A 24,610-nucleotide genomic window follows, 5' to 3' on the forward strand; every position below is an offset into this window, starting at 1 on the left:
AGCAGTTAGCCCCTAGACGGGCTTGCGGCCCAGTTGCCGGTCCTCGCTTCCGCCGAACAGGTCGACCGAGGAATAACCGTCGGGACCGAGCATGTCGCGAACCGGGGTCCCGTCGTTCTTTTCGATGCGCCGCGGGGTTTTCCCGGTGAAGGCGCGTATCTCCTTGATCATATGCGCCTGGTCGTAAAACGCGTCGCGGATCTCGGCCTCGATCTCGAGCGGGAGTTCGGGCAGCGAGAGCAAGGTCGCCGCGCGCACCGCGCGATAGCGCCGGATCAGGCGGACGGGTGGCTGGCCGAAGAAACGCGTCACCAGCCGCTGCACTTGCCGTTCGGAATAGGGCAGCTTGTCCTGCAGCACCTCGATCTCGGGCTTGAAGGAGGAGGACAGCCATTCCAGCGTCGTGTCGATAACCTGGACGTGGCGCACCGACAGCTCGCTCAGCCCGTCGCGCACGACCGCTGCCATTGCGTCCAGTGCCCCGCGTTCGTCGATCTCTCCGCTCCGCAGGGCATCTGGCAGGGCGGCGAGGCGCGCCAGCAGGTCGGGCGACATGGCCGTCGCCGGATCGAGGAATGCATCGTGGTTCTCGTTGACCGGCAGCCCAGTGAACGCCGCCCAGCCGCGAAAATTGAGCGACACGCCGAGCATCAGCATCGGGCCATAGATCTTGAACGGGCGCGCTTTTACCAGCGGACCCATCAGCGTGACTTCGGAAGTCCGGCCCACCACGCCCTTGTCGAAGGGCATGTCAGCATACCCGCTCGGCACGACGGCCAGCTGTCCCGAATAGGCAGGCAGCCAGTCTTCGTATCCGGCCTCCGAGGCGCGGAAAATATACAGCGAATTGCAATAAGGCCTGAGGTCAGCCGGCGCTTCGATGAACTCGAAGCTGAAGGGCAGCCCGCCTTGTTCTTCGATCTTGCCCAATTAGGTCCCCGCGCCCGCGTTTCCTCACGAAACACCCGATTCTGTAGACCGCGGGACTGCAAGTGGCAATTCTGCTGTCACATTTGCCTTGGCGAGACGGGGTCCGCGAAGAGCCCCTACTTCGTGCGCCATGGAAAAAAAGGGCGGCTCGTGAAGAGCCGCCCTCTATAGTTGAGAACTCGTTGCAAAGCTGCTCCGAGCCCTTCGGGTCGCAGGGGTTAGATAAGACGAGTCGGGCAAATTTTGATTGTATGCATGCGACACAGCCGCCCCTTCCCCTTCATTTTGGCGGAAATTTACAAAGGGAAGCAGGCCCCGCTCGACACCGAAACCGTGCTGGGCCATATCGCCGCGCCATGCTGTTCGACCTTGCCCGGCCCGCCCTCTTCGCCCTCGACCCGGAGCGCGCTCACCGCCTTACGGTAGCCGCCCTGAAGGTCTCGCCGGTGCGTGCGGCAGGCAAGGCAGGTACGCTGGCCACAAGCGTCTCGGGTATCGACTTTCCCAACCCGTTGGGCATGGCGGCAGGATTCGACAAAGATGCCGAAGTACCCGACCAACTGCTTGGGCTCGGCTTCGGATTCGCCGAAGTCGGCTCGATTACCCCGCGCCCGCAGGCCGGCAATCCCAAGCCTCGCCTCTTCCGCCTCGTGAAAGACCGCGCGGTCATCAACCGGATGGGGTTCAACAATGGCGGGGCACAGGCGGCTCTTGCCCGGCTCGAGGCCCGCAAGGGACGCCCCGGCGTGCTCGGCATCAATATCGGCGCGAACAAGGACAGCGAGGACCGGATCGCCGATTACGCCGAAATGACGCGGCTGATGGCACCTCATGCAACCTATCTGGCCGTCAATATCTCCAGCCCGAACACGCCGGGCCTGCGCGCACTGCAGGACGAGGGTGCGCTTGTCTCCTTGCTCGATGCGGTGCTCGACGCACGCGGGAAGGACGGTCCGCCCGTATTCCTCAAGGTCGCACCCGATCTGGAGCCGGCGGATATCGATGCGATTTCCCGTATCGCTCTCGACAAGGAACTGGGGGCCCTGATCGTCTCGAACACCACCATTTCGCGCCCCGCGCTCCGTTCGAGCCATGCTGACGAGACAGGCGGCCTGTCGGGCGCACCCTTGCGCAATCTGGCCCAGCAAAGGGTGGCGGACTTCCGCAAGGCAACCGGCGGCCAGCTTCCGCTTGTCGGCGTCGGCGGGATTGCCACGGCCGAAGACGCCTGGGCGCGCATCCGGGCAGGTGCCAGCCTGGTCCAGCTTTACAGCGCCATGGTCTATGAAGGACCGGGCCTGCCCCGGCGCATCCTGCGCGGTCTTGAACGCCTTATGCGCCGCGACGGATTTTCCTCGATTGCGGAGGCGGTCGGAACCGCATAGCGTCCCGCGCCATGACGAGGATTGCCACCGTTTCGCTTGTCGCGCTCGCCCTTGCCGGCTGCGCGACCCTTCCTGCCACCCAGCCCGCCGCATCGGCGCAGGCAAGCGTCGGTGCGGTCAGCGCCGCCGATCCGCGCGCGCAGGAGGCGGGCGAGGAAATCCTGCGCAAGGGTGGCAGCGCCACCGATGCGGCCATTGCCGTGATGCTCGCGCTTACCGTGGTCGAACCGCAAAGCTCGGGCATCGGCGGGGGCGGCTTCCTGGTGCGCGGCGAGGCCGATGGCGACGTGACCACTTTCGACGGGCGCGAGACCGCACCGGCAGGCGCGACGCCCGACTGGTTCCTCGCCGGGGACGGTAGCGTACCGCCTTTCATCGAATCGGTCCGCAGCGGGCTGAGCGTCGGCGTGCCGGGCAACATCGCGCTGGCTGCCAAGGCGCATGGCGAACACGGCCGCCTTGCCTGGGCGGAACTGTTCAAGCCGTCCATCCGGCTGGCGCGCGAAGGCTTCCGGATCAATCCGCGGATGCACGATGCGCTGGGCCGCTCGCGCACGACGGCAGCCCATTCGGCCGCAGCGCAGGCGATGTACTACAATGCATCGGGCGAGCCGCTCCCTGCCGGTACGTTGGTGCGCAACGAGGAACTGGCGCGCACTTTTGAAAAGATCGCCGCGGGCGGTGCCGAAGCATTCTACAAGGGTGAACACGCTCTTGCGATCGCGACCACTGTCGCCGCCGACACGCCCAAGCCGGGCGCGATGACCTATTCGGATGTGACGGGATACGAAGCCAAGGTACGGGGCGCGGTGTGCAGCAGCTACCGCGCCTATCGCATATGCTCCATGGGCCCACCGACTTCAGGCGGTATCGCCGTACAGCAAATCCTCGGCCAGCTCGAACGGTTCGACCTGCGCGCGCTGGGGGCGGACAACCCGGTAACCTGGCACCTCTTCGTGGAGGCCCAGCGCCTCGCCTATGCCGACCGCGAGCTCTATCTCGCCGACAGCGATTTCGTCAGCGTGCCCGTCGCGGGCCTGCTGGAGAAGAGCTATCTGGCGCAGCGCAGCGCGCTTATCTCGCCCGACCGGTCGATCGAAGTGGCCGAGGCAGGAAGGCCGCGCGGCGCGCCCATCGCACTGGCAGACGGCGACGAGCCGGAAGAACACGGCACCTCGCACCTCGCCGTGGTCGATGGCGAAGGCACGATGGTGTCCTACACCTCCACCATCGAAAGCGCCTTCGGCTCGGGGCTGATGGTGGGTGGCTACTACCTCAACAACGAGCTGACCGATTTCAGCCGCAGCCCGCAGGTGAACGGACGTCTGGTCGCCAACCGCGTGGAAGGCGGCAAGCGCCCGCGCAGTTCGATGTCGCCTACCGTGGTCTACGATCCGCAGGGCAATGCCTTCATGGTCGTGGGTGCCGCCGGCGGCAGCACCATCCCGATCACCACGACGCGCGCCATCATCGGCGCCATCGATTTCGGGCTGGATGCGGAAGAAGCGCTCGGCCTGCCGTTCCTCATGGCGTTCGGCGAGCGCGTGCTGCTGGAAGAGGGAACCTGGCTGGAAGAGAAGGCCGACGCTTTCCGCGCGCTGGGCCATACGCAGCTGATGATCCGGCCTGCGCCGATCAAGGGCGGGGCGCTGGTGAAGCGCGACGGCCGCTGGCAGAGCGCGCGCGACCCGCGCCTCGAAGGCCAGCTCGATATGCCCTGAGGCGGCGGCCCATCCATCTTGCCGCCAGCGCTGGAGGGGCCTAAGCCCCTGCCAACGTTGCAACAGACGACGAAGTTTTTCGCGAGGAGCCTGCCTGTGCTGTCGGACATCGATTCCGCCAACAATCTGGTCGAACTATTCCTGAAGCGCGCCGACGAGAAGTCCGGCCAGCCGTTCTTCGGCTGGAAGGAAGGCGGCAGCTGGCAGACGATGACCTGGGGCGAGGCGGCCGACCGCGTCTGCCTGCTGGCCGAAAGCCTGCGCGGCCTCGGCCTCGTCGATGGGGACCGGGTGTGCCTCGTGTCCGAAAACCGGCCGGAATGGTGCATCGCCGACCTCGCCATCATGGCGGCGGGCTGCATCACCGTGCCGGCCTATGTCACCAATACCGAACGCGACCACGTGCACATCCTCGACAATTCGGGCTCGCGCGCGGTCATCGTTTCCGACGAAAAATTGCTCAAGCCGCTCCACGGGGCGCTGCAGGCCTCCGGTATCGCCGAGCACGTAATCGGCATTGAGGACTTGCACCGCCAGCAGTCGGGCAGCTTCACCTTCCACGACTGGGACAAGCTGACCACGGGCGATGCTGAGGCAGCGCGCAAGGCAGTAGACGAACGGATCGCCAAGATCGGGCGCGGCGATACCGCCTGCATCATCTACACCAGCGGCACCGGCGGCGCTCCGCGCGGCGTGCTGCAGCACCACGGCGCGATCCTGTGCAACGTCGCAGGGGCCGCCGAAATCCTGATCGAGGATTTCGGGATTGCCGACGACGAACGCTTCCTGTCGTTCCTCCCGCTGAGCCACGCCTACGAGCATACCGGTGGGCAATTCCTGCCGATCAGCGTGGGTGCGCAGATCTATTATTCAGAAGGCCTCGAAAAGCTCGCCAGCAATATCGAGGAAACCCGCCCGACCATCATGGTCGTCGTGCCGCGCCTGTTCGAAGTGCTGCGCACGCGCATCATGAAGCAGGTCCAGAAGCAGGGCGGCCTGGCAGAAAAGCTGATGAACACCGCGCTCGAAGTCGGTGCCCGCCGCGCCGAGGGCAAGCGCCAGTTCGGCGACGGCCTGAAGGACGCAATGGTCGGCCGGCTGCTGAAGCCCAAGATCCGCCAGCGTTTCGGCGGCCGCATCAAGGCGATGGTGTCGGGCGGCGCGCCGCTCAACCCCGATGTCGGCGTCTTCTTCGAATCGATGGGCCTGACCATGCTGCAGGGCTACGGCCAGACCGAAGCCGGTCCGGTGATTTCCTGCAACCGACCTGCCGCAGGCATCGCCATGCACTCGGTCGGTCCGGCCATGCGCGGGGTCGAGATCAGGATTGCCGAGGACGGCGAGATCCTGTGCCGCGGCGAGCTGGTGATGCACGGCTACTGGCAGAACGATGCGGAAACCGCGCGCACGATCAAGGACGGCTGGCTGCACACGGGCGACATCGGCCATCTCGACGAGAAGAACCGCATCGTCATCACCGACCGCAAGAAGGACATGATCGTCAACGACAAGGGCGACAATGTCGCCCCGCAGAAGATCGAGGGCATGCTGACGCTGCAGCCCGAAATCGGCCAGGCGATGGTGGCGGGTGACAAGCGGCCCTACATCGTCGGGCTGATCGTGCCCGATGCGGAATGGGCGGTCGAATGGGCACGCGCCCATGGCAAGAAGTTCGACCTCAAGGCGTTGCAAGACGATCCGGAATTCCGCACCGCCGTGCGCGGCGCGGTCGACCGGGTGAACAAGGATCTCTCGGTCATCGAAAAGGTCCGCCAGTTCGCCTTCGCGGACGAGGCCTTTACGATCGAGAACGAGGAAATGACCCCCTCGATGAAAATCCGCCGCCACAAGATCCGCGAACGCTACGCGGACCGGCTGGACGGGCTTTATCGCAGCTAATCCGACATGACCGCCCGAAAGCTCGCCAGTGAGTTTCTAGGCACGCTGCTGCTCGTCGCCACGGTCGTTGGGTCGGGCATCATGGCAGAGACCTTGTCGGGCGATAATGCCGGCGTGGCCCTGCTCGCCAATGCGATTGCGACCGGCGCGATCCTCTATGTCCTGATCACCATGCTGGGGCCCGAATCGGGCGCGCATTTCAATCCGGTCGTCACCCTCGTTTTCCTGCTGCGGCGCGACATGTCCGTTCTGCTCGCACTCGCCTTCATCGCAGCGCAGGTGGTAGGGGGGCTGGGGGGCTCGGTAGTGGCGCATGCAATGTTCGATCTCGACCTTGTCCAATCTTCCGGTCGCGTGCGGAGTGGATCGGCTCAATGGCTGTCCGAAGGGGTCGCGACCTTCGCGCTGGTGTTTACAATCATCGGCACCCTGCGGGCGCGCCCCGAGGTCGTGCCCACTGCGGTCGCGCTGGTCATCACCGCAGGCTACTGGTTCACTGCGTCCACATCGTTTGCAAATCCGGCAGTCACGATCGCACGCGCAATCACCGACACGTTCTCGGGCATCTCACCGCCCGACGTCCCGGCATTCGTGGCGAGCCAGATCGTGGGGGGAGTTGTCGCCTGGGTCGTCGCCGAACGGATTTTCGGCTGGCGGGCTACGAGTGGTGAAGAGGCGAGTCTTGCCCCGTAAGCCTCAGGCCGCCACTTCCTCGATGAACTCCGGATAGAAGCTGGGCGCGCGGTCGGACCAGCCGGGTGCGGTCGCGGCGGCTTCGCTCAATGACTGGAGCAGCATCTTGCGGCGTTCTGGGCGGATCTGCGGCAGGGCGGCAGCGGCGCAGAAGGCGCTCGGCAGCCAGGGGCGAACGTCCGCCCCGAGCAGGCGTTCATAGAGGAACCGGAAGGCGGAAAAGCAGTCGATCCGCTCCTGTGCGAGGTCGAAGGCAGCGACGCGCGTCAGCTTGCCGACGAAGCCCTCGATCCGCTCGAAGCTGGAGTCCACGGGGATCGAACCGCGCAGGACCTTGAGTTCCTGGTACGTGACGTACTGGCTGCGGATGGCGGCGTTCTCGCCCGCACTCCGGCCCCAGATACGGAACGCGTCGCAGCGGCCGAGGCCGATATCGAGGCTGCGGCGGATATAGCGCTGCTCTGCTGCGGTGAAGCTGGCAAACTCGCGCATTTCCGCAATGGTCATCGCGGCGGTATTCGTAACGGCCATGATCGGCACTCCCCTGTTACAAGGGAAGTGTCGCGCAATATGGTTAACGCGAGGTAAGCATGATCCGCGAGCCTAGAGTTCGACGACGTCCTGCCATTCCTCATGGCGCTGCGCCTGCGCCTTGAAAAACGGACAAAGGGGGATGATCTTCTCCCCCTTTGCCCTGGCATCGGCCACCACATGGGCGGCAAGTTTCGCGCCGACGCCTTGCCCTCGCATGCTGTCTGGCACGCCGGTGTGATCGACGATGATCCGCGTCGGGCTGACCCGCGAGAAAGTGATCTCGGCTTCGTCACCGCCACCTTCGGGCCGGTAGACATATCGCCCCTTGCTGCCTGTTTCTTCGAATTTGATGTCGAGATCGGCCAAGGGGAATTCCTTTCGTGGGCTAGATGAGTCCGGCGAGCGGGCTCGACGGGTCGGCATATTTGCGCGTCGCCATGCGCCCGGCGAGATAGGCGTCGCGGCCGGCCTCGACCGCCAGTTTCATCGCGCGGGCCATGCGGATGGGGTCCTTCGCCTCGGCAATGGCGGTATTCATCAGTACGCCGTCGCAGCCCAGTTCCATCGCCACCGCGGCATCGGAAGCCGTGCCGACACCGGCATCGACTAGCACCGGCACGTTCGCGCCTTCCTTGATGAGGCGGATGGTCACGCGGTTCTGGATGCCGAGGCCCGAGCCGATCGGCGCGCCCAGCGGCATGACCGCGACGGCACCTGCATCTTCGAGCTGCTTGGCCGCAATCGGATCGTCGACACAGTAGACCATCGGAAGGAAGCCCTCCTTGGCCAGCGTCTCGGTCGCGACCAGCGTTTCGCGCATGTCGGGATAAAGCGTCTTCGCCTCGCCCAGCACCTCCAGCTTGACCAGGTCCCAGCCACCCGCCTCGCGCGCGAGGCGCAGCGTACGGATCGCTTCGTCGGCCGTGAAACAGCCCGCCGTGTTCGGCAGGTAGGTGATCTTCTTCGGGTCGATATAATCGGTCAGCATCGGCGCCTTGGGATCGCTGACATTGACCCGGCGAACGGCGACCGTGACGATTTCCGCACCCGAGGCCTCGAGCGCGGCGGCGTTCTGTTCGAAATCCTTGTACTTGCCCGTGCCGACGATCAGGCGGCTGCGGAAAGTACGGCCCGCGACGGTCCAGCTGTCGTCCGATGCAGCGCCTTCGCCCCCGCCGACGAAATGGACGATTTCCAGCACGTCGCCGTCGGACAGCGCATGGCGTTCCAGCTCGCTGCGGGGCGCGATGGTGCCATTGTGTTCGACCGCAACCTTGGCAGGGTCGAGCTCCAGCTCGCGCACGAGATCGGCGATGGTGGAAGCGGCGGTGCGGCGGGTATCGCCATTTACGGTCAGCGCAATCATGCGCCCCGACTTAGTCTCCGCAGCGCTCCTTGCAAGCGGCGGAATGGCAATGGCGCATATTGAGGATGTGGCCGAGCGAGACGAGCGCAACCCCGATGATCGTCAGCACCGCTTCCTTGACCCCGTGCGGCACGGCCAGCGCGCCGCCCATGAAGGTGAGGCCGGTCATGGCAATGACGAAGGGCGCGGCCATGCGGTGGCGCAGGGCGCCCCAGCCGATCGCCACCGCCGCAACCAGCGTCGCGACGACCAGTCCGTAACGGTGGATGTCGGGCGACAGGAAGAACTCTCCGCCCACGCCCAGGCCGGACACCAGCACGATCGAGGCGAGGCAATGAATCGCGCACAGGCCCGAGAGGCCGATCCCGACGCGGTCGAGTCGACGCCGAATCGGAGAGATGGCGCGTTGCAACATGACATGCGAGATATGTGATAGTATCTCTTGTTACAAGGGCGGTGAGTGCATTTTACGACGAATGCCACGTTGCAGTGACCGGAATGCCGCTTGCTCGATTCGCACTTGCACTTGGCGCGCGGCGCGGCAAACAGGCGCACCATGGTTGCCAGCCCCGACAAAATCCGCCCCATCGCGCTCGCCAATTGGCTGTTTGCCGTGGCCGTGATGGTTATCGTCATGGTTGCCGTCGGCGGGATCACCCGCCTGACCGAAAGCGGCCTTTCGATCACCGAATGGAAACCCATTACCGGCGCGATACCTCCGCTGAGCGAAGCGGCCTGGCAGGCCGAGTTCGATCTGTACAAGGCAACCGGCGAATACAAGAACGTGACCGGCCCGGCCGGCATGGACCTGGCCGCCTTCAAGTTCATCTACTTCTGGGAGTGGTTCCACCGCCTGTGGGGACGGCTGATCGGCCTCGCCTTTGCGCTGCCCCTCGCGTGGTTCTGGGTGCGCGGTGCTATTCCGCAGGGGTACAAGCTGCGCCTCGTCGGCCTGCTCGCACTGGGCGGGCTGCAGGGCGTGTTCGGCTGGTTCATGGTCAAGAGCGGCCTCAATGAGACCATGACCGACGTGAGTCATTTCATGCTCTCGCTGCATTTCATGACTGCGATGATCACGCTGGCGGCACTCGTCTGGACCGCGCTCGACTTCCGCCGCCTTGCTGCCGGACACACTGGGAAGGCGCGCTGGACGGCGACGGCAAGTTGGGTGGGCGCGCTGCTCTTCATCCAGCTGGTGCTGGCGGCGTGGGTGGCCGGCCTCAACGCTGGCCTTGCAAGCGACAGCTGGCCGCTGATGCAGGGCCGCTTGATCCCCGAATTCGACGCTTCACGCGGTCTGTTCTACGCAATGACTCACGACCCATATCTCGTCCACTGGCTACACCGCTGGTGGGCGTGGGTTGTCGTGGCGGCCCTGATCGTGATGGCGCGGAAGGTCAAACCGATCGAGCGTCGCGCTTCGGTCGCGATCCATTCGGCCTTCGGAACGCAAATCCTGCTCGGCATCGCCACGGTCATGACGGGCGTCGCGCTTTGGCTTGCGGTGGCGCACCAAGTCGTGGGCGCACTGCTCGTCGCCAGCTTCACCTGGGCCGCCCATCTGCTCGGCAGGAAAGCGTGACCGCGCTCGTCTACTGCCCCTTCCCGGACGCAGAGACGGCACAGCGGATCGGGGGCCAATTGCTAGACGAAGGCCTTATCGGTTGCGTCAATATAGGTAGCTCCATCACCTCCATGTTCATATGGGATGGAGAGCGTGGGAGCGCGAAAGAGATTCCCGCCCTGCTCAAGACGGACGTTTCGCTTCTCGATCAGGCGATTGCGCGACTGGAAACCTTGCACCCCTACGAAAGCCCGGCGATACTGGGCTGGCCTTGTCAGTCGGGCGCGGCGACGCGCAGCTGGCTGGGCGAACTGGCTACGGGGGGTCGCAATGCCGGGAAGTGATCGCAGGTCGGTGGTGCGCGCGCTGGGCGCGCTGGCAGTCCTGCCCATGCTTCCGGCGCCGCTCGCCGCCAAGGCCCGGGCAAGGCCCGCATTCCCGAGCGCTGCTCTCGTTCTCGAGCGCACGCTCGACCGGTACCTTGCGGACAATGCTCTGATCCGCGTGACCCGCAGCTGGTCCTGCACGTTCAGGGCGCTGGGCGCGGGTGCAGTGGTGGATGCCTCGCAAATCTCCGCCAAAGTTGAGGCGCCGCCATCGCTCGCAGGTTTCGCGCGCATGGAAGAGGCCCGCGATGCCAGCGCGATCTTCCCGTTGCAGCTCGACCGCTCCGGCCTGATCGTCGGTTGGGACGAGGAGACAGGTCCCGACATCAGCGCGGCTGTCGCGCGCGCAATGGATGTCATCGAAGCGGCAGTGGCCAACCCCGGGGAGCGACAGGAAGCGCGATCCTTTATCTCTTCTATCGGCAATGCCGCGTCCGGGATCGTGAGCCAGGTGCCGCGCGATCTGTTCTTTCCCGCGACCGGCCAAAGCGTCGAAACACAGCCCGTGGCGCTTGCGGGCGGATTGCAGGGCTCTTTCGAAGTCGCCATCGCAGCGAGCGCCGATCCGCAGACCGGCCTGCTGCGGCAGAGCGAGCGGCGCGTGACCACCCGTATCGGGGACAGCAGACGGGAGACGCGCGAAGCCTGGCGCATCGTCCCGGCAAGCTAGGCGTATTATTTTACCCCACCGCAGACCCGCGGATTTGCTTGACGAATCGCACTTTGGCCGCCATTTGGCGCGCGCTCAGCGGCCCCGTCTGCACGGATCCGCAAGGTAAGTTCGTACTGTCAGGCAGTACGGTGAACTCGAGAAAACGGACACAAAGCCATGAAGGCTCTCACCAAGGCCACCCGGTCGATCAAACCGGCAGAGGTCGAAAAGAACTGGCACATCGTCGACGCCGAAGGGCTCGTCGTCGGTCGCCTCGCGGCAATCGTCGCCAACATCCTGCGCGGCAAGCACAAGCCGAGCTTCACGCCGCACGTCGATTGCGGCGACCATGTCATTGTCATTAATGCTGACAAGGTGGTGTTCACCGGCAAGAAGATGAACGACAAAGTCTATTACAAGCACACCGGTCACCCGGGCGGCATCAAGGAAACGACTCCGGCGAAGGTCCTCGAAGGCCGCTTCCCCGAGCGCGTCCTGGAAAAGGCCGTGCAGCGCATGATCCCGCGCGGCCCGCTCGGCCGTGCGCAGATGAAGGCGCTCCACCTCTATGCCGGCACCGAACACCCGCATGACGGCCAGAAGCCGCAGGTGCTCGACGTTGCCTCGATGAACCGCAAGAACAAGGCTGCTGCATAATGGCCGACGAACAGAAGAACGAAACCGTCTCGGATCTCGCCGATCTGAAGAACATCGCCGGCGATGCCCCCGAGGGTGACGCTGCCGAGATCGCTGCCAAGGCCGACGTTCCCCTGCGCGAGCAGGAACTCGATGCCCAGGGCCGCGCCTATGCGACCGGTCGCCGCAAGGACGCCACCGCACGCGTCTGGCTGAAGCCGGGCACGGGCAAGGTCATCGTCAACGGCCGCGACCAGGAAGTGTATTTCGCACGTCCGACGCTGCGTCTCGTCATCGACCAGCCGTTCGCCATCACCGAGCGCCAGGGCCAGTACGACGTCGTCGCCACCGTCAAGGGCGGCGGTCTTTCGGGCCAGGCCGGTGCGGTCAAGCACGGCATCTCGCAGGCTCTCGCCAAGTACGAGCCGGCCCTGCGTTCGACGGTCAAGGCCGCCGGCTTCCTCACCCGCGACAGCCGCGTGGTCGAGCGTAAGAAGTACGGCCGTGCCAAGGCACGTCGCAGCTTCCAGTTCTCGAAGCGCTAATCCGCTTCCAGACGATCTTTACCGATCACCGAGGAAAGGCGGCTCCGCGAGGGGCCGCCTTTTTCTTTGCGCCGCCTCAGCGCTGCAGCATCATGATGCCCCAGGCGAGCGCGCTGCCCGCGAAGAACAGCGGCCAGCTCCACCAGAGCTCGTATTCGAACATCTCGGCGCGGTAGATCGACAGGAACCCGCCGCGCGAGCCCTGCGAGCCGATCACCAGCGACACGACGTAAGTCAGGATGCCGCCGAGCGGCACGGCCTTGAAGAATTCCATCGCGACTTTCCCCTTATTCGGGGCCCAGCCTCGCACGCGACGGTAAAAACGGAGTTAATCGCGCGTACGCGCTCAATGGACGGGCGGATCGACGCGCGGGACCTGGCGGACGGGCGCAACCGGTTCGCCCGGTTCGCGCGGAGGCATGGCATTTTCCGGAACGTCGTCGATCTGCATGTCGCAGGTTTCCACGTCCTGCAGGTTGCGTACTGTCACATGGAGCGTCTCGCCGTCCCACTGGATGTCGTTGAAGCTGGGCGGCGTCGAGCGCGTGCGCTGCGACAGCGTGCCTGCGCCGATCATGCGCACCGGGCCTTCGCTGGTCTCCTCCATGATGTCAAAGGCATCGTGGACATGGCCGGACAGTACCGCGACGACGGGGCGCTTCGCCAGTTCGCGCAGCGCCTTGTCGCCATTCTTGGTGAGAGCAGTGCCCTGCGTCCCCACTTCGCGCAGCGGGTGGTGCACGGCAACCAGCGCGCGCTCCCCATCCGGCAAGGCATCGATCGCGGCGAGGCATTTCTCCAGCGCGGCATCGGTGACCCAGCCCTTAGACCAGTTGAGGCGCGGCTGTGCGCGAACCGCGGTTTTCAGGGGAACGATGGCAAGGCAACCGAGGTCGATTTCCTTCTCGACCTTCTCGCTCATTCCGCGGAACCGGCGGTACGGATCGACGAACCGCTCGATCGGGTTGAAATAGGGCATGTCGTGATTGCCGACTTCGACCGTCACTGGCGCGTCCAGCGAGTTGATCCAAGATGTCGCCGCAGCAAACTCGCGGTGGCGTGCGCGCATGGTGAGGTCGCCGGTAATGGCCACGGCATCCGGCCGCTTCTCGGCAATTTCCTGCTGCACCCAGTCGAGCGCGCGATTGTCCTCGAGCCCGAAATGGATGTCCGAAAGGTGGAAGATGCGCCGCGCGTCAGTAGCCATGGTGGGTCGCTAGCAGATCGACCTCGCATGCAGCCACAGTGAATATCGCACCCGATTCCACTTCGCCCGGCTCGCCATCGACGAGGACCGGCAAGGCACTGCCATCGGCAGAGACGAAGCGCGCCTCGTCCAGCAGCCCCAGTCTCTCGTGCGGCCCTTCGCGAAACCGGCGCCGCAGGAGGGCAAAGCCCTGCTGGACATATTCGCCTGCCTCGTCCGCATAAAAGGCATCGACCTGCATCCCGCGATGCGACGGAGTGATCTCGATCAGCGGATAGCCATCATTCCGGCCGCGCTCCGGTTCCGCGCACCGGACCATGATGCCGCCTGCAGTTTCGCCGACCGCCTCACCGGTGCCTTTCAGGATTGCGGGAATGTCGAGATCGCGCATCGCTTCGCGGACATGGGCCCAGCTCGTGCCCGGCCCGACGAGCAAGCCGGCCAGTGCGTCGCCTGCGTTGCAGCGTGCGACCGGCAGGCGGACCGTGATGGCAACACCCGAGGCAACGCGCTCGATGATGTCCCCTGCCTGAGCATCATCGCCGTGGAGGCGCTTGCACAGCAGGTTCATTGTCCCGCCGGGCAGCACCAGGATCTGGCCGCTCCAGCCATAGAGGCCCGTGATCGCGGCATTGAGCGTACCGTCGCCGGTAAAGACGGCCAGCAGGCCCACGCCCGCAGCGTCCAGTTCGCCTGCCGTCGGCATATCCTCGTCCGGGAAGCAGATCCGGCGGGCGACGGTCAGGCCGTGGGCGGAAAAGGTGTCTTCCACTGCCTTCACAGCGGATTCGCTGAAGCTGCCGCTGTGCGAATTGACCAGCAGCCAGAGGGGAGAGTTCGCTGTCATACCTGCCAAGCGCCCGTCGGCAGGGGCGGTTCCCGCGCGTCAGATGCGCCCGGTCAGGACCAGCCAGGCCGTGCCGAAATTGAGCAGGCTGTAAACGGCATAGGCGGTCGCAGCACCGGGCCACCCGTTCGCGGCAAGGAGCATGGCAACCAGCAACACCAGGAACTCGAAAATGAGCGACAATCGTCCGCCGGCGCTGCGGTAGAACGAGGGCAGCGCGTCCAGCATCGGGTGGCCGCTGTTCAGCACTGCCTTGTGCACCGCGAAGTTCGCGACTCCGAGAAAGAAGAGCAGGATTACCGGCATGGCCCTGAAAACATAGGCTTGCCGTTCGCAGATTGCGAATCGCGTTTCGTCGGTTGCCGCCAGCACATCGTCCAAATCGCCTCGCCGCCGGTCGAAGGTCGCGTGCGATTACAGTTGTAGCTGGGTAATACGGTTCTCAGCGGCGGACCTCACGTACCCCAGTCCCCCTAGAACACCGGGGTCCGCCGCAACCCGGAGAAGACCCATGAAGACCCCCATTATCATGATCGCCATGCTCTCGCTTTCCGCCCCCGCTCTTGCGGGCGGCGACATGCCGGTGAAGACGAGCACCGAGGTTGCCTACCAGGACCTCAACCTCGCCACGGCACAGGGCCAGAAGAAACTTTCCGACCGGATCGACATCGCGGCGCGGCGCGTCTGCAAGCTCGACAATTCGATCACCGGCACGCGCATTCGCGACCGTGATGCAGAGCGCTGCTACGTCGCCGCCAAGGAGCGCGCCAACCAACAGTTCGCTGCTGTCGTAGAACAGCACGCCAAGGGCGGCTGATACCCCCAGCCCGTCAAACTTCTGGACCCCGGCCGGAATGCAGTCCCCCGGTCGGGGTCCTCCCTTTTCCAGCGCTGTACTGATTTGAAGCGGACCCGGGCGAGGCAGCCTCAGCGCCCGGCCATCGCCTTGACCTTGGGCAAATAGGTGCGCCCGATACGCAGCGCCTCGCCATCGTCCATCTCGACCGACCATACGCCCAGCCCGTCATGGCGCAGGCCCTTGATGTGTTCCTTGCGCAGGATGGTGGAGCGGTGGATGCGGATGAACTTCGCCGGGTCGAGACGCTTTTCGAGGCCCGCAATGGTCTGCAGCAGCAGGTAGGAGCGATCGCCCACGTGGAGGCGGACATAGTCGCGCTCCGCATCGATGCGGCTGACCTCGTCGGTCTCGATCCGGATCAGCTCGCTGCGGTGCGGGATCCACAGTTCCTCGAGCCACTTGCTCTCGGTGCGGCCGCCTTCCGAGCGGCGCGAGAGCGCGCGCTGGATGGCCCGCTCCAGCCGGTCGGGCTTGACCGGCTTGAGGACGTAATCGACCGCGTCGAGATCGAAAGCCTCGACCGCGTAATTGTCATGCGCGGTCACGAAGACCACGGCGGGCCGCTCTTCCTGGCCCGCCAGTTCGCGGGCGACCGACAGGCCGTCCACTTCGGGCATGGTCATGTCGAGCAGGATGAGGTCGGGGCCCAGTGCCTCGATCAGGCGAAGGGCCTGCGCCCCATCGCTCGCCGTGCCGACCACGTGAAGGTCGTCCATCTTGGAACAGATTACCTGCATCCGTTCGACCGCGAGCGGCTCGTCATCGACGATCAGCGTGCGCAGCCGGTCTCCGTTCTCGTCAGCCATGTTTCACCATCGGAAGCCTGAGTTCGGTTTCGTATCCGTCGAGCGCGGGGCCGGAACTGATTGACGCCTCGTTGCCGAAGCGTGCCTCCAGTCGGTCACGCACATTGGCAAGCCCGATGCCGAAACCGCCCTTGTGACCCGGGGGCACGCCGGGGCCATCGTCGCTGACCCTCAGCACCAGCCGCCCGTATTCCTCGCGCGCGACAATGCTGATGGTCACGGGCCGATTGCTGGCGGAGACGCCGTATTTGACCGAGTTTTCGACCAGCGGCTGCAGGATCATGCCCGGCACCTTGAGGTTGGCAAGCTCGTGCGGCAAGTCGACCCTCACCCGCAGGCGGTCGGGGAAACGGACGGATTCGATTTCCAGATAGTGCTCCTGCAGGTCGATCTCGTCCTCGAGGCTCACATCGCCGGTGGAATCATCGGCCAGCGAGTGGCGATAGAAACGCGAGATCGACTGGATCATCTGTTCCGCCCGGTCTTCCTTGCCGGTCATCACCAGCGCGGAGAGCGAGTTGAGCGTATTGAACAGGAAATGCGGGTTCACCTGGTAGCGAAGCGAGCGCAGCTCGGCCGCCTTGGCCGCCGTGCGGAACCGTTCGCCGCGACGCTCGGCAACTTGCGCGCGAACGCCGGCAAGCAGGGCGAGGTAAAGCGCCGACCACGCGAGCAGCAGGAAATAGCGGTCGAGGCCCATCTCGATCAGCTGCAGCCAGCGATCTTCGGCCCGGTCGTCCGGCAGGACGACCTGTGCCGTGCCGGTGGTCGGCGTTGCCGTTCCCAGCGGTCCGCCTATCTGCGGTTCGACCGGCGTGGGGCCCTCGATGATGAGATTGCCATTGTCGTCGCGCCGCAGCGAAATGCCGCGTTCCTCGGCGATCTTGGCTTCGTAGCGTTCCTGGATGGGGGCGAAGAACCACTGCTGCGATTGCGCGATCAGCAGCGCGGCAGGCATCGCGAAAACCAGCGATACACTTATCTGTGCGGCGAGCGAGCGATTGTCGAACAGCCGCACGATCAGCCACAGGACAAAGGTCACGCCCATGGCCGCGACCGTAACGGCGACGCGCCGCCAGATCAGGTCGAATTCGAAGTCGAGGCCGATCAGCCAGCCACGGGCGGTGATCAGCAGGAAATAGGCGCACCACAGGCCGACGATCGACACGGAAACCGTGCGGACCGGGACGTTGACTGTTTCCGGGTTCATCTGTCGTTCAGCGTTCAAAACGGGTTTTATCTGCCCGTTCCAAGGCCCGCTGGGAAGTCCGGCGGTCGGACTACCCACGCGGTTTGTCGAAGATCAACGTCATTCGGCGGGTTCGAGATCGCCTTCCGCAATCCGGCGCCGCCATTCGGCAGGCGCCAGCGTGTGGACATTGTTGCCCGCACTGTCGACGGCAACCGTGACCGGCATGTCCTGCACCTCGAATTCGTAGATGGCTTCCATCCCGAGATCCTCGAAGGCGAGCACCCTCGCGCCCTTGATCGCGCGGCTGACGAGATAGGCAGCGCCGCCCGTCGCCATCAGGTATGCGACCTTGAAGCGGCTGATCACCTCCACCGCATTGTGCCCGCGTTCCGCCTTGCCGATCATGGCAAGCAGGCCGAGGTCGAGCATCATTTCCGTGAACTTGTCCATCCGCGTGGCGGTGGTGGGGCCGGCTGGGCCGACCACTTCGCCCATCACCGGATCGACCGGGCCGACGTAATAAATCGCGCGGCCGCGGAAATCGACGGGCAGTTCCTCGCCCGCATCGAGCATGTCCTTGATACGCTTGTGCGCCGCATCGCGCCCGGTCAGCATCTTGCCCGACAGCAGCAAGCGGTCGCCGTGCTTCCAGCTCGACACCTCTTCAGGTGTGAGTGCGTCGAGGTTGACCCGCCGCGCTGCCACATCGGGCTTCCAGGTCACCTGCGGATATTCGTCGAGCTTCGGCGGCTCGAGATAGGCGGGGCCCGATCCGTCGAGCGTGAAATGCGCATGACGGGTCGCCGCACAGTTCGGGATCATCGCCACCGGCTTGCCTGCGGCGTGGCACGGCGCGTCCATGATCTTCACGTCGAGCACGGTCGAAAGGCCTCCAAGGCCCTGCGCCCCGATACCCTGCGCATTGACCGCATCGAAGATGTCGATCCGCAATTGCTCGAGATCGGTCTGCGCGCCGCGCTGCTTCAGCTGGCCCATGTCGATCGGGTCCATGAGGCTGAGCTTGGCGAGCTTCATGCAGTGCTCTGCCGTACCGCCGATACCGATGCCGAGCATGCCGGGAGGGCACCAGCCGGCGCCCATGGAGGGCAGCTGTTCGACGACCCAGTCGACGATGTTGTCCGAGGGGTTCATCATCTTGAACTTGGACTTGTTCTCGCTGCCGCCGCCCTTCGCCGCGACATCGACGCTGACGGTGTTGCCTGGGACCATCTCGACCGAAAGGACGCTCGGCGTGTTGTCGCGCGTGTTGCGGCGAGTGAATGCCGGGTCGGCCAGGATCGAGGCACGCAGCTTGTTGTCCGGGTGGTTGTAAGCCCGGCGCACGCCTTCATCGACGACTTCCTGCAGGCTCCGCTTGCTTTCAAGGCGGCAGTCCATGCCCCACTTCACAAAGACGTTGACGATGCCGGTGTCCTGGCAGATCGGCCGGTGGCCTTCGGCGCACATCCGGCTGTTGGTCAGGATCTGGGCGATCGCATCCTTCGCTGCGAGGCCCTTCTCGGCCTCGTGGGCTTCGCCAAGGGCCCGGATGTAGTCCATCGGATGGTAATAGGAGATGTACTGGAGAGCGTCGGCAACGCTCTCGATCAGGTCCTCTTCCGTGATGGTCGTCATGTCGCTCATCGCCGCGCATTCCCATGTTGCAGATTTGCGCTCCCCGATAGGCGCGGAACAGGCCATCGGTCAAAGCGCTTGGAAGCAACGGGTCTTGCGCCTAAGGCAACGGGAGCTTGCAAAGCCGTGTTATCGATGTAATACAGCCCCCGGATTATCATGACTACTCAAACTCAGACCCGCCCCGACTATGCCGCCGCCCGCAAGGCGATGATCGACAGCCAGCTGCGCACCAGCGGCGTGAACGAAGCCTTCGTTCTCGAACGCATGGGCACTGTCGCGCGCGAAGATTTCGTGCCGGATAGCGCCAAGGGCACCGCCTACATGGACCGGGCCATCCGCCTCGCTGATGGCGGCTTCCTGCCGGCGCCGCTGTTCCACGGCGCGATGCTGGCCGAAGCCCGCCCGACGAGCGAGGACAAGGTGCTCGTGGTCGATGCCGGCAGCGGCTACCTGCCCGCGCTGGTAAAGCCGCTGGTCGCTTCGCTCGACGTGACCAGCCCCGACAAGGCCGCAAACGCCAAGAAGAAGGGCGAGTACACGCTCGTGCTCGTCGACGGGGCTATCGAACACGTCCCCGCCGGCCTCGCCAAGCTGGTGGCCGACAATGGCCGCATCGTGACCGGCCTGGTCGAACGCGGCGTCACGCGCCTCGCCACCGGTCGCAAGGCAGGCAAGGCGCTGGGCCTGCTGCCGCTCGCAGAGATGGGCATTCCGCGCCTCGGCGCATTCGACAAACCGGCAAGCTGGAGTTTCTGAATGGCATTGGGAGGGTTTCGGGCAGGACTGGCTATTTCGGCGAGCATCGCCGCAATCGCTTTTCCGCAGGGGGCGGCGCATGCCGACACGCTGCAGGAAGCGCTGACTGACGCCTATCTCAACAATCCCACGCTCGAAGCCGCGCGCGCCCAGTTGCGCGCCGCCGACGAGAACGTCCCGATCGAGAAATCGGCGGGCCTTCCCTCGGTCGACGGCACGGCGACCGTGACCGAATTCCTCAAGCAGAACTCCACCAGCTTCTTCGCGCCTGCGCGAGCACTGGTCGCAGGCGTCGACCTCGGCGTTCCGATCTATTCGGGCGGTGCGGTGAAGAATTCCATCCGCGCCGCCGAAGAGCGCGTGCAGGCCGGCAGGGCCGATCTGCGCGCGACCGAAAGCGCCATCTTCTCGCGCGTCGTTGCCGCCTACATGGACGTGCTGCGCGGGCAGGCGCTCGTTGCGCTTTCGTCCAACCAGGTCGATGTGCTGTCGGTCAATGTCCAGGCAACCAGCGACCGCTTCGAAATCGGTGACCTGACCCGCACCGACGTTGCCCAGTCGCAGGCACGCCTGGCCGTGGCGCAGGGCGATTTCAGGACCTCGCAGGCAAACCTGATCGCTGCGCGCGAGAACTATATCGCGCTGGTCGGCGATGCGCCGAACGACCTTGCCCCTCCGCCGCCCCTGCCGGGCCTTCCCGGCGATGTGGAGACTGCGGTAGATGTGGCACTGGAACACAATCCCGACCTGATCGCCGCGCAGGAACGTGCCGCGGCGGCAGGCTACGACATCAATGTCGCCGGATCGGGCCGCCTGCCGCGCGTCTCGATCTTCGCGGGCTACGACTACCAGAACTTCCTCGGCAGCATTCCCGACGGATTCGAGGATCCGCAGGATCCGACCAGCCCGCGCATTCCCAGCGACCAGACCGCGACCGCCGCGTCGGCCGGTGTCTCGCTGCGCCTGCCGATCTTCCAGGGCGGGCGAACGGCTGCGCTCCAGCGCCAGGCACAGGCCCGCGCCTCGGCTGCGCTCGAAACCGTGATTGCGACCGAGCGGGACGTGATTGCGCAGGTCCGTTCCGCCTGGTCGAGCTGGCAGGCCTCGCTCGCCATCATCGAAAGCTCGCAGAGCGCGGTTGCCGCTGCCGAACTGAGCCTCGAAGGCGTGCGCGCGGAAAACTCCATCGGCAATCGCACCATCCTCGACGTACTCAACGCCGAACAGGAATTGCTGCAAAGCCGCGTCCAGCTCGTGACTGCACGCCGCAACGCCTATGTGGCGGGCTTCTCGCTGCTGGCCGCAATGGGCCGTGCCGAGGCACGCGATCTTGGCCTCGGCGACGAGGGCGTGCTCTACGATCCGGTCGCCAATTACGACCGCGTACGCGGCAATATCTGGGACTGGAGCCGCGATCCGGATCCGGTCACCAAGTCGCCGCGCACGGTGGAAGTGCCCGCACCGACTGCACAAATTCCCGAATCTGCTGACTCTGGCGAATAGGCTGGGCTATAGCGAGCGTCCCGATTCGGGATTCCAGTGAGGTTGCAGGGGTAGGCATGGGACAGCAGGGCGAACCATCGGTCGAAGAAATCCTCGACTCGATCAAGAAGGTCATTGCGCGCGACAGCGAACAGCGCGGCGAAATGATCGCCGACCGCCGCAAGCGCCGCGGCCTCGTGACCGAAGCGGCCGAACCTGCCGATGCCGAAGAAGCGGAAGAAGTACTCGAACTGGGTGCAGACCTGGGCGAGGAACTGGTGGTCGAGGCTGACGACGTCGAAGCCTCTGCCGCAGCCGTTTCGGACGATGACGACGATGAGGAAGATGCCCTGACCCGCGGCGACACGCGCGAAGCCATGCGCCAGAACTTCGCCGCGCTCGCCATGCTCGCCCAGCCGGGCAAGCAGCCGCAGATCGTGCGCCAGGGCGAAACCTCGCTCGAAGGTCTGACCCGCGAATTGCTGCGCCCGATGCTGGCCGAATGGCTCGACAAGAACCTGCCCGGCATGGTCGAAGAGCTGGTCAAGGCCGAGATCGCGCGCATCGCCGGCAAGAAGAGCTAACCCCCCTACCCTTGCCAGAATTGTCGCGCTACACCGCGCGGCCATGACAGCACGCATCCGGGCCGCATTCCCGCTCGCCAGCGCCTTTGCGCTTCTCGCCACCCCGCTCGCCGCGCAGGACGCGCGCGCGCCGATGAGCGCCGAAGACCTCGTCACCATGCCGCGTCTCGGCAGTCCCACGGTCAATCCGGAAGGGACGCTCGCGGTCTATTCGGTCACGACGACCGATCCGGAAGGCTACAAGCGTTCGGGCAAGCTCTACCTGCGTTCGCTTGCCGACGTGGACAGCGCGCCTATCGAGCTCGACCTCGAAGGATCTTCGGCGAGTTTTGGCAACGACGGCTGGCTCTACTACATGGCCGATGGTGCCGGCGACGATGCCACGACGCAGGTCTGGCGCGCCCGCATCGGTTCCGACGGCTCGGTATCGAACGCGGCACAGGTCACCGCCCTCCCCCGCGCGGTCAATGGCTACAGCGTCGCGCGCGACGGCAGCCGGATCGCCATCTGGACCGACATCGCACGCAGTTGCACGCGTATCGATTGCGATGACAGCGCGAAGAAATACCTGCCCGGCCCCGGCGACGGTCGTCTCTACGAAGGCGATGGCGGGTTCTACCGCCACTGGGACAGCTGGGAGACACCGGGTACGCTCAGCCGCGTATTCGCTTTCCCGCTCGAAAACGGCATCGCCACCGGCACGGGCACGCCCGTGGACGGGCCGCTCGGCGTAGGCGGGCCGAATGGCGACACGCCGACCATGCCCTTCGGCGGCGGCGAGGATGTTGCTTGGGCGGCCGATGGCAAGGGCGTGTTCTTCACCGCGCGCGAAGCCGATGCGAAGGAGCCCTATTCGACCAATCTCGACATCTGGTTCTCCGACCTGTCGGGCAATGCGCCGGTCAATCTGACCAAGGCCAACGAGGCGCTCGACGCGCTGCCGACCCCTTCGCCCGATGGCCAGTACCTCGCCTATGTCGCCATGGAACGGCCCACTTACGAGGCGGACCGGCAGGTCATCATGCTGCGCGACCTCAAGACCGGCGTCACCACGCCGCTGACCGCGAGTTTCGACCGAAGCTTCGGCAGCATCGCCTGGACCCCGGATTCGCGCTGGATCGTGGCGAGTGCGCAGGACGTCCTCGATACGCCGGCCTTCCGCATCGATCCGCGGACCGGCGCGGTCGAACGGCTCGACCTGATGGCCGGTAACGAGGCCCACATCGGCAATATCGTCCCGCTGCATGGCGGCGACCTGCTGTTCACCCGCGATTCGATCGGCGCGCCGGCCGAGCTGTACCTGTCGCGCGACTGGGCGCAGGCCAAGCCGCTGACGCAGGTCGCCTCGCAGGTCGTCGGCAAGCTCGCGCCGGTCGTGGTCGAACGTTTCAGCTTCAAGGGCGCGAACGGCAACACCGTCTGGGGCCAGATCACCAAGCTCGACGGGTATGACGGCAAGATGCCCGCTATCCTTTACGTCCATGGCGGCCCACAGGGCTCGTTCAACGACGGTTGGTCGAGCCGCTGGAACCCGCGTGTTGTCGCCAGCCAGGGCTATGCGGTCATCTCGGTCGATTTCCATGGCTCCACCGGATACGGTCAGGCCTTCACCGACGCGATCCGCAACGACTGGGGCGGTAAGCCGCTCGAAGACCTCCAGCTTGGCCTTGCCGCCGCGCTCGAGCGGGACAAGCAGATCGACGGCACCCGCGCCTGCGCCATGGGGGCAAGTTACGGCGGCTACATGATGAACTGGATTGCCGGGAAATGGCCCGACCGGTTCGACTGCCTGGTGCAGCACGACGGCCTCTTCGACATGCGCAGCTTCTATTACACCACCGAGGAACTGTGGTTTCCCAAGTGGGAATTCGGCGGAAACTATGCGGAGAACAGCGAGGAATACGAGCGTTGGAACCCGGTCAACCACGTCGACAAGTGGCAGACCCCGATGCTGGTGATCGCGGGCGAAAAGGACTTCCGTGTGCCCTACACGCAGGGCCTTGCCAGCTTCACGGCCCTGCAGGAGCGCAACATCCCGAGCCAGCTGCTGGTCTTCCCTTCGGAAAACCACTGGGTGCTGGGCGCCAAGAATTCGCTGCAGTGGCACAACACCGTGTTCGCCTGGCTTGACCGCTGGCTGAAGCCGGACGGCGCGGGTGAGTAAGCTAGAGAAGGCGCAAAGGGCCTTTGCGAAGATCGGCGCTTCAGGGCTGGAGCGCCAGATCTTCCTTTGCGCGGTCAGCGAGAAGCAGAAATGCTGCTCGCGCGACGAGGGCAAGGCGGCCTGGAACTATCTCAAGAAGCGGCTGAAGGAGCTGGGTCTCGCCGGGCCTGGCGGCAAGGTCCAGCGGACCAAGGCCGACTGCCTCCAAGTCTGCGCCAAGGGGCCGATCGCCGTCGTCTGGCCCGATAACGTCTGGTATCATTCGTGCGATGAAGAGGTGCTGGAAGCGATCATCCAGCGTCATCTGATCGGCGGGGTCCCGGTCGAGGAATACCGTCTGCGCGAACCGGACGGCGCCGACTAGTCCTTGTCGCGCCAGCTGTCGCCGGTCGGGTCCTCGACGCTTTCGTCGTGGCCGGTGCCCGACGACAGGAACATCAGCCCCATCAGCGCGCCGGTCAGCAGCATGGTGAAACCGATGCCGAGCGCGATGGCGATGTAATAATGCACCGATGCCGCGCTGCCCTGCTTGTAGAGCAGGGCCATCGCGATGGCGACGATACCGACAGTCAGCAGGAACAGGAAGCGCATCAGCCGCCGGAACCGCGCCCAGGCGAAGGCTGCCTGCTGGGGATCGTCGAGCGGCGATTTCTTGGTCATGCCCCCTCAATGGCGATGAGAAGCACGCGCTTCAACGGTTTCGCGCCGCCGGACTCGCCAATTGCGCCGGAAAATGTCATTCTTGCCGCACAGGCAACACAGGA

28 protein-coding genes are annotated in these 24,610 nt (G+C 65.1%); 15 read left to right on the forward strand and 13 right to left on the reverse strand.

Annotation, left to right across the window (positions count from 1 at the left end):
• Positions 1-12: 12 nt before the first annotated feature.
• Positions 13-930, reverse strand: a complete 918-nt coding sequence (locus LC083_RS06475; protein WP_226699676.1) for a helix-turn-helix domain-containing protein — start codon at positions 928-930, stop codon at positions 13-15.
• Positions 931-1,286: 356 nt separating this feature from the next.
• Between LC083_RS06475 and LC083_RS06480 the strand changes: the two genes are divergently transcribed.
• The 4 genes from LC083_RS06480 to LC083_RS06495 all read left to right on the forward strand — a co-directional run bounded on the left by LC083_RS06480 (position 1,287) and on the right by LC083_RS06495 (position 6,628).
• Complete coding sequence (locus tag LC083_RS06480; protein ID WP_226699677.1) at positions 1,287-2,315, forward strand: quinone-dependent dihydroorotate dehydrogenase; 1,029 nt, start codon at positions 1,287-1,289, stop codon at positions 2,313-2,315.
• Between the two features lie 11 nt (positions 2,316-2,326).
• Positions 2,327-4,036 carry a gamma-glutamyltransferase gene (gene ggt, locus LC083_RS06485; RefSeq protein ID WP_226699678.1) on the forward strand — a complete coding sequence of 570 codons (1,710 nt, stop codon included), beginning with the start codon at positions 2,327-2,329 and terminating at the stop codon, positions 4,034-4,036.
• A 96-nt stretch (positions 4,037-4,132) separates the two neighbouring features.
• The gene (locus LC083_RS06490) at positions 4,133-5,935 is read left to right on the forward strand and encodes an AMP-dependent synthetase/ligase (protein WP_413469444.1); all 1,803 of its coding nucleotides are present in this window, start codon (positions 4,133-4,135) and stop codon (positions 5,933-5,935) included.
• A gap of 6 nt (positions 5,936-5,941) precedes the next feature.
• Positions 5,942-6,628, forward strand: coding sequence for an aquaporin (locus LC083_RS06495; RefSeq protein WP_226699679.1), 687 nt, complete (start codon positions 5,942-5,944; stop codon positions 6,626-6,628).
• A gap of 3 nt (positions 6,629-6,631) precedes the next feature.
• On the opposite strand, the gene LC083_RS06500 is transcribed toward LC083_RS06495, so the two are convergent.
• The 4 genes from LC083_RS06500 to LC083_RS06520 all read right to left on the reverse strand — a co-directional run bounded on the left by LC083_RS06500 (position 6,632) and on the right by LC083_RS06520 (position 8,943).
• Complete coding sequence (locus LC083_RS06500) at positions 6,632-7,159, reverse strand: hypothetical protein (protein ID WP_160608575.1); 528 nt, start codon at positions 7,157-7,159, stop codon at positions 6,632-6,634.
• A 72-nt stretch (positions 7,160-7,231) separates the two neighbouring features.
• A complete protein-coding gene (locus LC083_RS06505; RefSeq protein WP_226699680.1) occupies positions 7,232-7,528 on the reverse strand; it encodes a GNAT family N-acetyltransferase in 297 nt (98 codons plus the stop codon).
• A 19-nt stretch (positions 7,529-7,547) separates the two neighbouring features.
• On the reverse strand, positions 7,548-8,528 hold the full coding sequence (gene thiS / locus LC083_RS06510) for a sulfur carrier protein ThiS (RefSeq protein WP_319003416.1): 981 nt from the start codon (positions 8,526-8,528) through the stop codon (positions 7,548-7,550).
• 10 nt (positions 8,529-8,538) lie between these two features.
• The gene (locus LC083_RS06520) at positions 8,539-8,943 is read right to left on the reverse strand and encodes a MerC domain-containing protein (RefSeq protein ID WP_160608578.1); all 405 of its coding nucleotides are present in this window, start codon (positions 8,941-8,943) and stop codon (positions 8,539-8,541) included.
• Positions 8,944-9,084: 141 nt separating this feature from the next.
• Between LC083_RS06520 and LC083_RS06525 the strand changes: the two genes are divergently transcribed.
• From LC083_RS06525 to rpsI, 5 genes are all read left to right on the forward strand, one after another.
• Complete coding sequence (locus LC083_RS06525) at positions 9,085-10,110, forward strand: COX15/CtaA family protein (RefSeq protein WP_226699681.1); 1,026 nt, start codon at positions 9,085-9,087, stop codon at positions 10,108-10,110.
• On the forward strand, positions 10,107-10,436 hold the full coding sequence (gene cutA, locus LC083_RS06530; protein ID WP_226699682.1) for a divalent-cation tolerance protein CutA: 330 nt from the start codon (positions 10,107-10,109) through the stop codon (positions 10,434-10,436). Before LC083_RS06525 ends, cutA begins: the two co-directional genes overlap by 4 nt.
• Entirely contained in the window at positions 10,423-11,148 is a 726-nt protein-coding gene (locus LC083_RS06535) for a hypothetical protein (protein ID WP_226699683.1), read from the forward strand. Before cutA ends, LC083_RS06535 begins: the two co-directional genes overlap by 14 nt.
• Positions 11,149-11,307: 159 nt before the next feature.
• Positions 11,308-11,787: a 50S ribosomal protein L13 gene (gene rplM, locus LC083_RS06540; protein ID WP_160608583.1), complete on the forward strand. Its 480-nt coding sequence runs from the start codon at positions 11,308-11,310 to the stop codon at positions 11,785-11,787.
• Positions 11,787-12,311 carry a 30S ribosomal protein S9 gene (rpsI, locus tag LC083_RS06545; RefSeq protein ID WP_160608584.1) on the forward strand — a complete coding sequence of 175 codons (525 nt, stop codon included), beginning with the start codon at positions 11,787-11,789 and terminating at the stop codon, positions 12,309-12,311. The genes rplM and rpsI overlap by 1 nt, the downstream gene beginning before the upstream one ends.
• 76 nt (positions 12,312-12,387) lie before the next feature.
• On the opposite strand, the gene LC083_RS06550 is transcribed toward rpsI, so the two are convergent.
• The 4 genes from LC083_RS06550 to LC083_RS06565 all read right to left on the reverse strand — a co-directional run bounded on the left by LC083_RS06550 (position 12,388) and on the right by LC083_RS06565 (position 14,671).
• Positions 12,388-12,585, reverse strand: coding sequence for a hypothetical protein (locus LC083_RS06550; protein WP_160608585.1), 198 nt, complete (start codon positions 12,583-12,585; stop codon positions 12,388-12,390).
• A 72-nt stretch (positions 12,586-12,657) separates the two neighbouring features.
• Positions 12,658-13,518, reverse strand: a complete 861-nt coding sequence (locus LC083_RS06555) for a metallophosphoesterase family protein (RefSeq protein ID WP_226699684.1) — start codon at positions 13,516-13,518, stop codon at positions 12,658-12,660.
• On the reverse strand, positions 13,508-14,365 hold the full coding sequence (locus tag LC083_RS06560; RefSeq protein ID WP_226699685.1) for a diacylglycerol kinase family protein: 858 nt from the start codon (positions 14,363-14,365) through the stop codon (positions 13,508-13,510). Before LC083_RS06560 ends, LC083_RS06555 begins: the two co-directional genes overlap by 11 nt.
• Positions 14,366-14,404: 39 nt before the next feature.
• Entirely contained in the window at positions 14,405-14,671 is a 267-nt protein-coding gene (locus LC083_RS06565) for a hypothetical protein (protein WP_226699686.1), read from the reverse strand.
• A 205-nt stretch (positions 14,672-14,876) separates the two neighbouring features.
• On the opposite strand from LC083_RS06565, the gene LC083_RS06570 reads away from it, so the two are divergent.
• Complete coding sequence (locus LC083_RS06570) at positions 14,877-15,182, forward strand: UrcA family protein (RefSeq protein WP_160608588.1); 306 nt, start codon at positions 14,877-14,879, stop codon at positions 15,180-15,182.
• Positions 15,183-15,292: 110 nt separating this feature from the next.
• On the opposite strand, the gene LC083_RS06575 is transcribed toward LC083_RS06570, so the two are convergent.
• From LC083_RS06575 to LC083_RS06585, 3 genes are all read right to left on the reverse strand, one after another.
• Positions 15,293-16,030 carry a LytR/AlgR family response regulator transcription factor gene (locus LC083_RS06575; RefSeq protein WP_160608589.1) on the reverse strand — a complete coding sequence of 246 codons (738 nt, stop codon included), beginning with the start codon at positions 16,028-16,030 and terminating at the stop codon, positions 15,293-15,295.
• Positions 16,023-17,240, reverse strand: coding sequence for a sensor histidine kinase (locus LC083_RS06580; protein ID WP_226699687.1), 1,218 nt, complete (start codon positions 17,238-17,240; stop codon positions 16,023-16,025). Before LC083_RS06580 ends, LC083_RS06575 begins: the two co-directional genes overlap by 8 nt.
• A gap of 99 nt (positions 17,241-17,339) precedes the next feature.
• Positions 17,340-18,857 carry a fumarate hydratase gene (locus LC083_RS06585; RefSeq protein ID WP_226700025.1) on the reverse strand — a complete coding sequence of 506 codons (1,518 nt, stop codon included), beginning with the start codon at positions 18,855-18,857 and terminating at the stop codon, positions 17,340-17,342.
• A gap of 159 nt (positions 18,858-19,016) precedes the next feature.
• Between LC083_RS06585 and LC083_RS06590 the strand changes: the two genes are divergently transcribed.
• Genes LC083_RS06590 through LC083_RS06610 form a run of 5 tightly spaced genes read left to right on the forward strand, consistent with a single transcriptional unit; the run spans position 19,017 to position 24,210 of the window.
• Entirely contained in the window at positions 19,017-19,616 is a 600-nt protein-coding gene (locus LC083_RS06590) for a protein-L-isoaspartate O-methyltransferase family protein (RefSeq protein ID WP_226699688.1), read from the forward strand.
• Positions 19,617-21,119 (forward strand): TolC family outer membrane protein, encoded by a 1,503-nt coding sequence (locus tag LC083_RS06595; protein ID WP_226699689.1) that lies wholly within the window; start codon positions 19,617-19,619, stop codon positions 21,117-21,119.
• 56 nt (positions 21,120-21,175) lie between these two features.
• On the forward strand, positions 21,176-21,682 hold the full coding sequence (locus tag LC083_RS06600; protein ID WP_222554760.1) for a DUF2497 domain-containing protein: 507 nt from the start codon (positions 21,176-21,178) through the stop codon (positions 21,680-21,682).
• Positions 21,683-21,725: 43 nt separating this feature from the next.
• Positions 21,726-23,846, forward strand: coding sequence for an alpha/beta hydrolase family protein (locus LC083_RS06605; RefSeq protein ID WP_226699690.1), 2,121 nt, complete (start codon positions 21,726-21,728; stop codon positions 23,844-23,846).
• Positions 23,839-24,210 (forward strand): (2Fe-2S) ferredoxin domain-containing protein, encoded by a 372-nt coding sequence (locus LC083_RS06610; RefSeq protein WP_226699691.1) that lies wholly within the window; start codon positions 23,839-23,841, stop codon positions 24,208-24,210. The genes LC083_RS06605 and LC083_RS06610 overlap by 8 nt, the downstream gene beginning before the upstream one ends.
• Here LC083_RS06610 and LC083_RS06615 read toward each other — a convergent pair.
• Entirely contained in the window at positions 24,207-24,506 is a 300-nt protein-coding gene (locus LC083_RS06615) for a hypothetical protein (protein WP_226699692.1), read from the reverse strand. The two genes, LC083_RS06610 and LC083_RS06615, sit on opposite strands and share 4 nt — an antisense overlap.
• Positions 24,507-24,610: the final 104 nt, after the last annotated feature.

It is taken from the genome of Qipengyuania gaetbuli (assembly GCF_020524765.1).
GTDB lineage: Bacteria > Pseudomonadota > Alphaproteobacteria > Sphingomonadales > Sphingomonadaceae > Qipengyuania > Qipengyuania gaetbuli_A.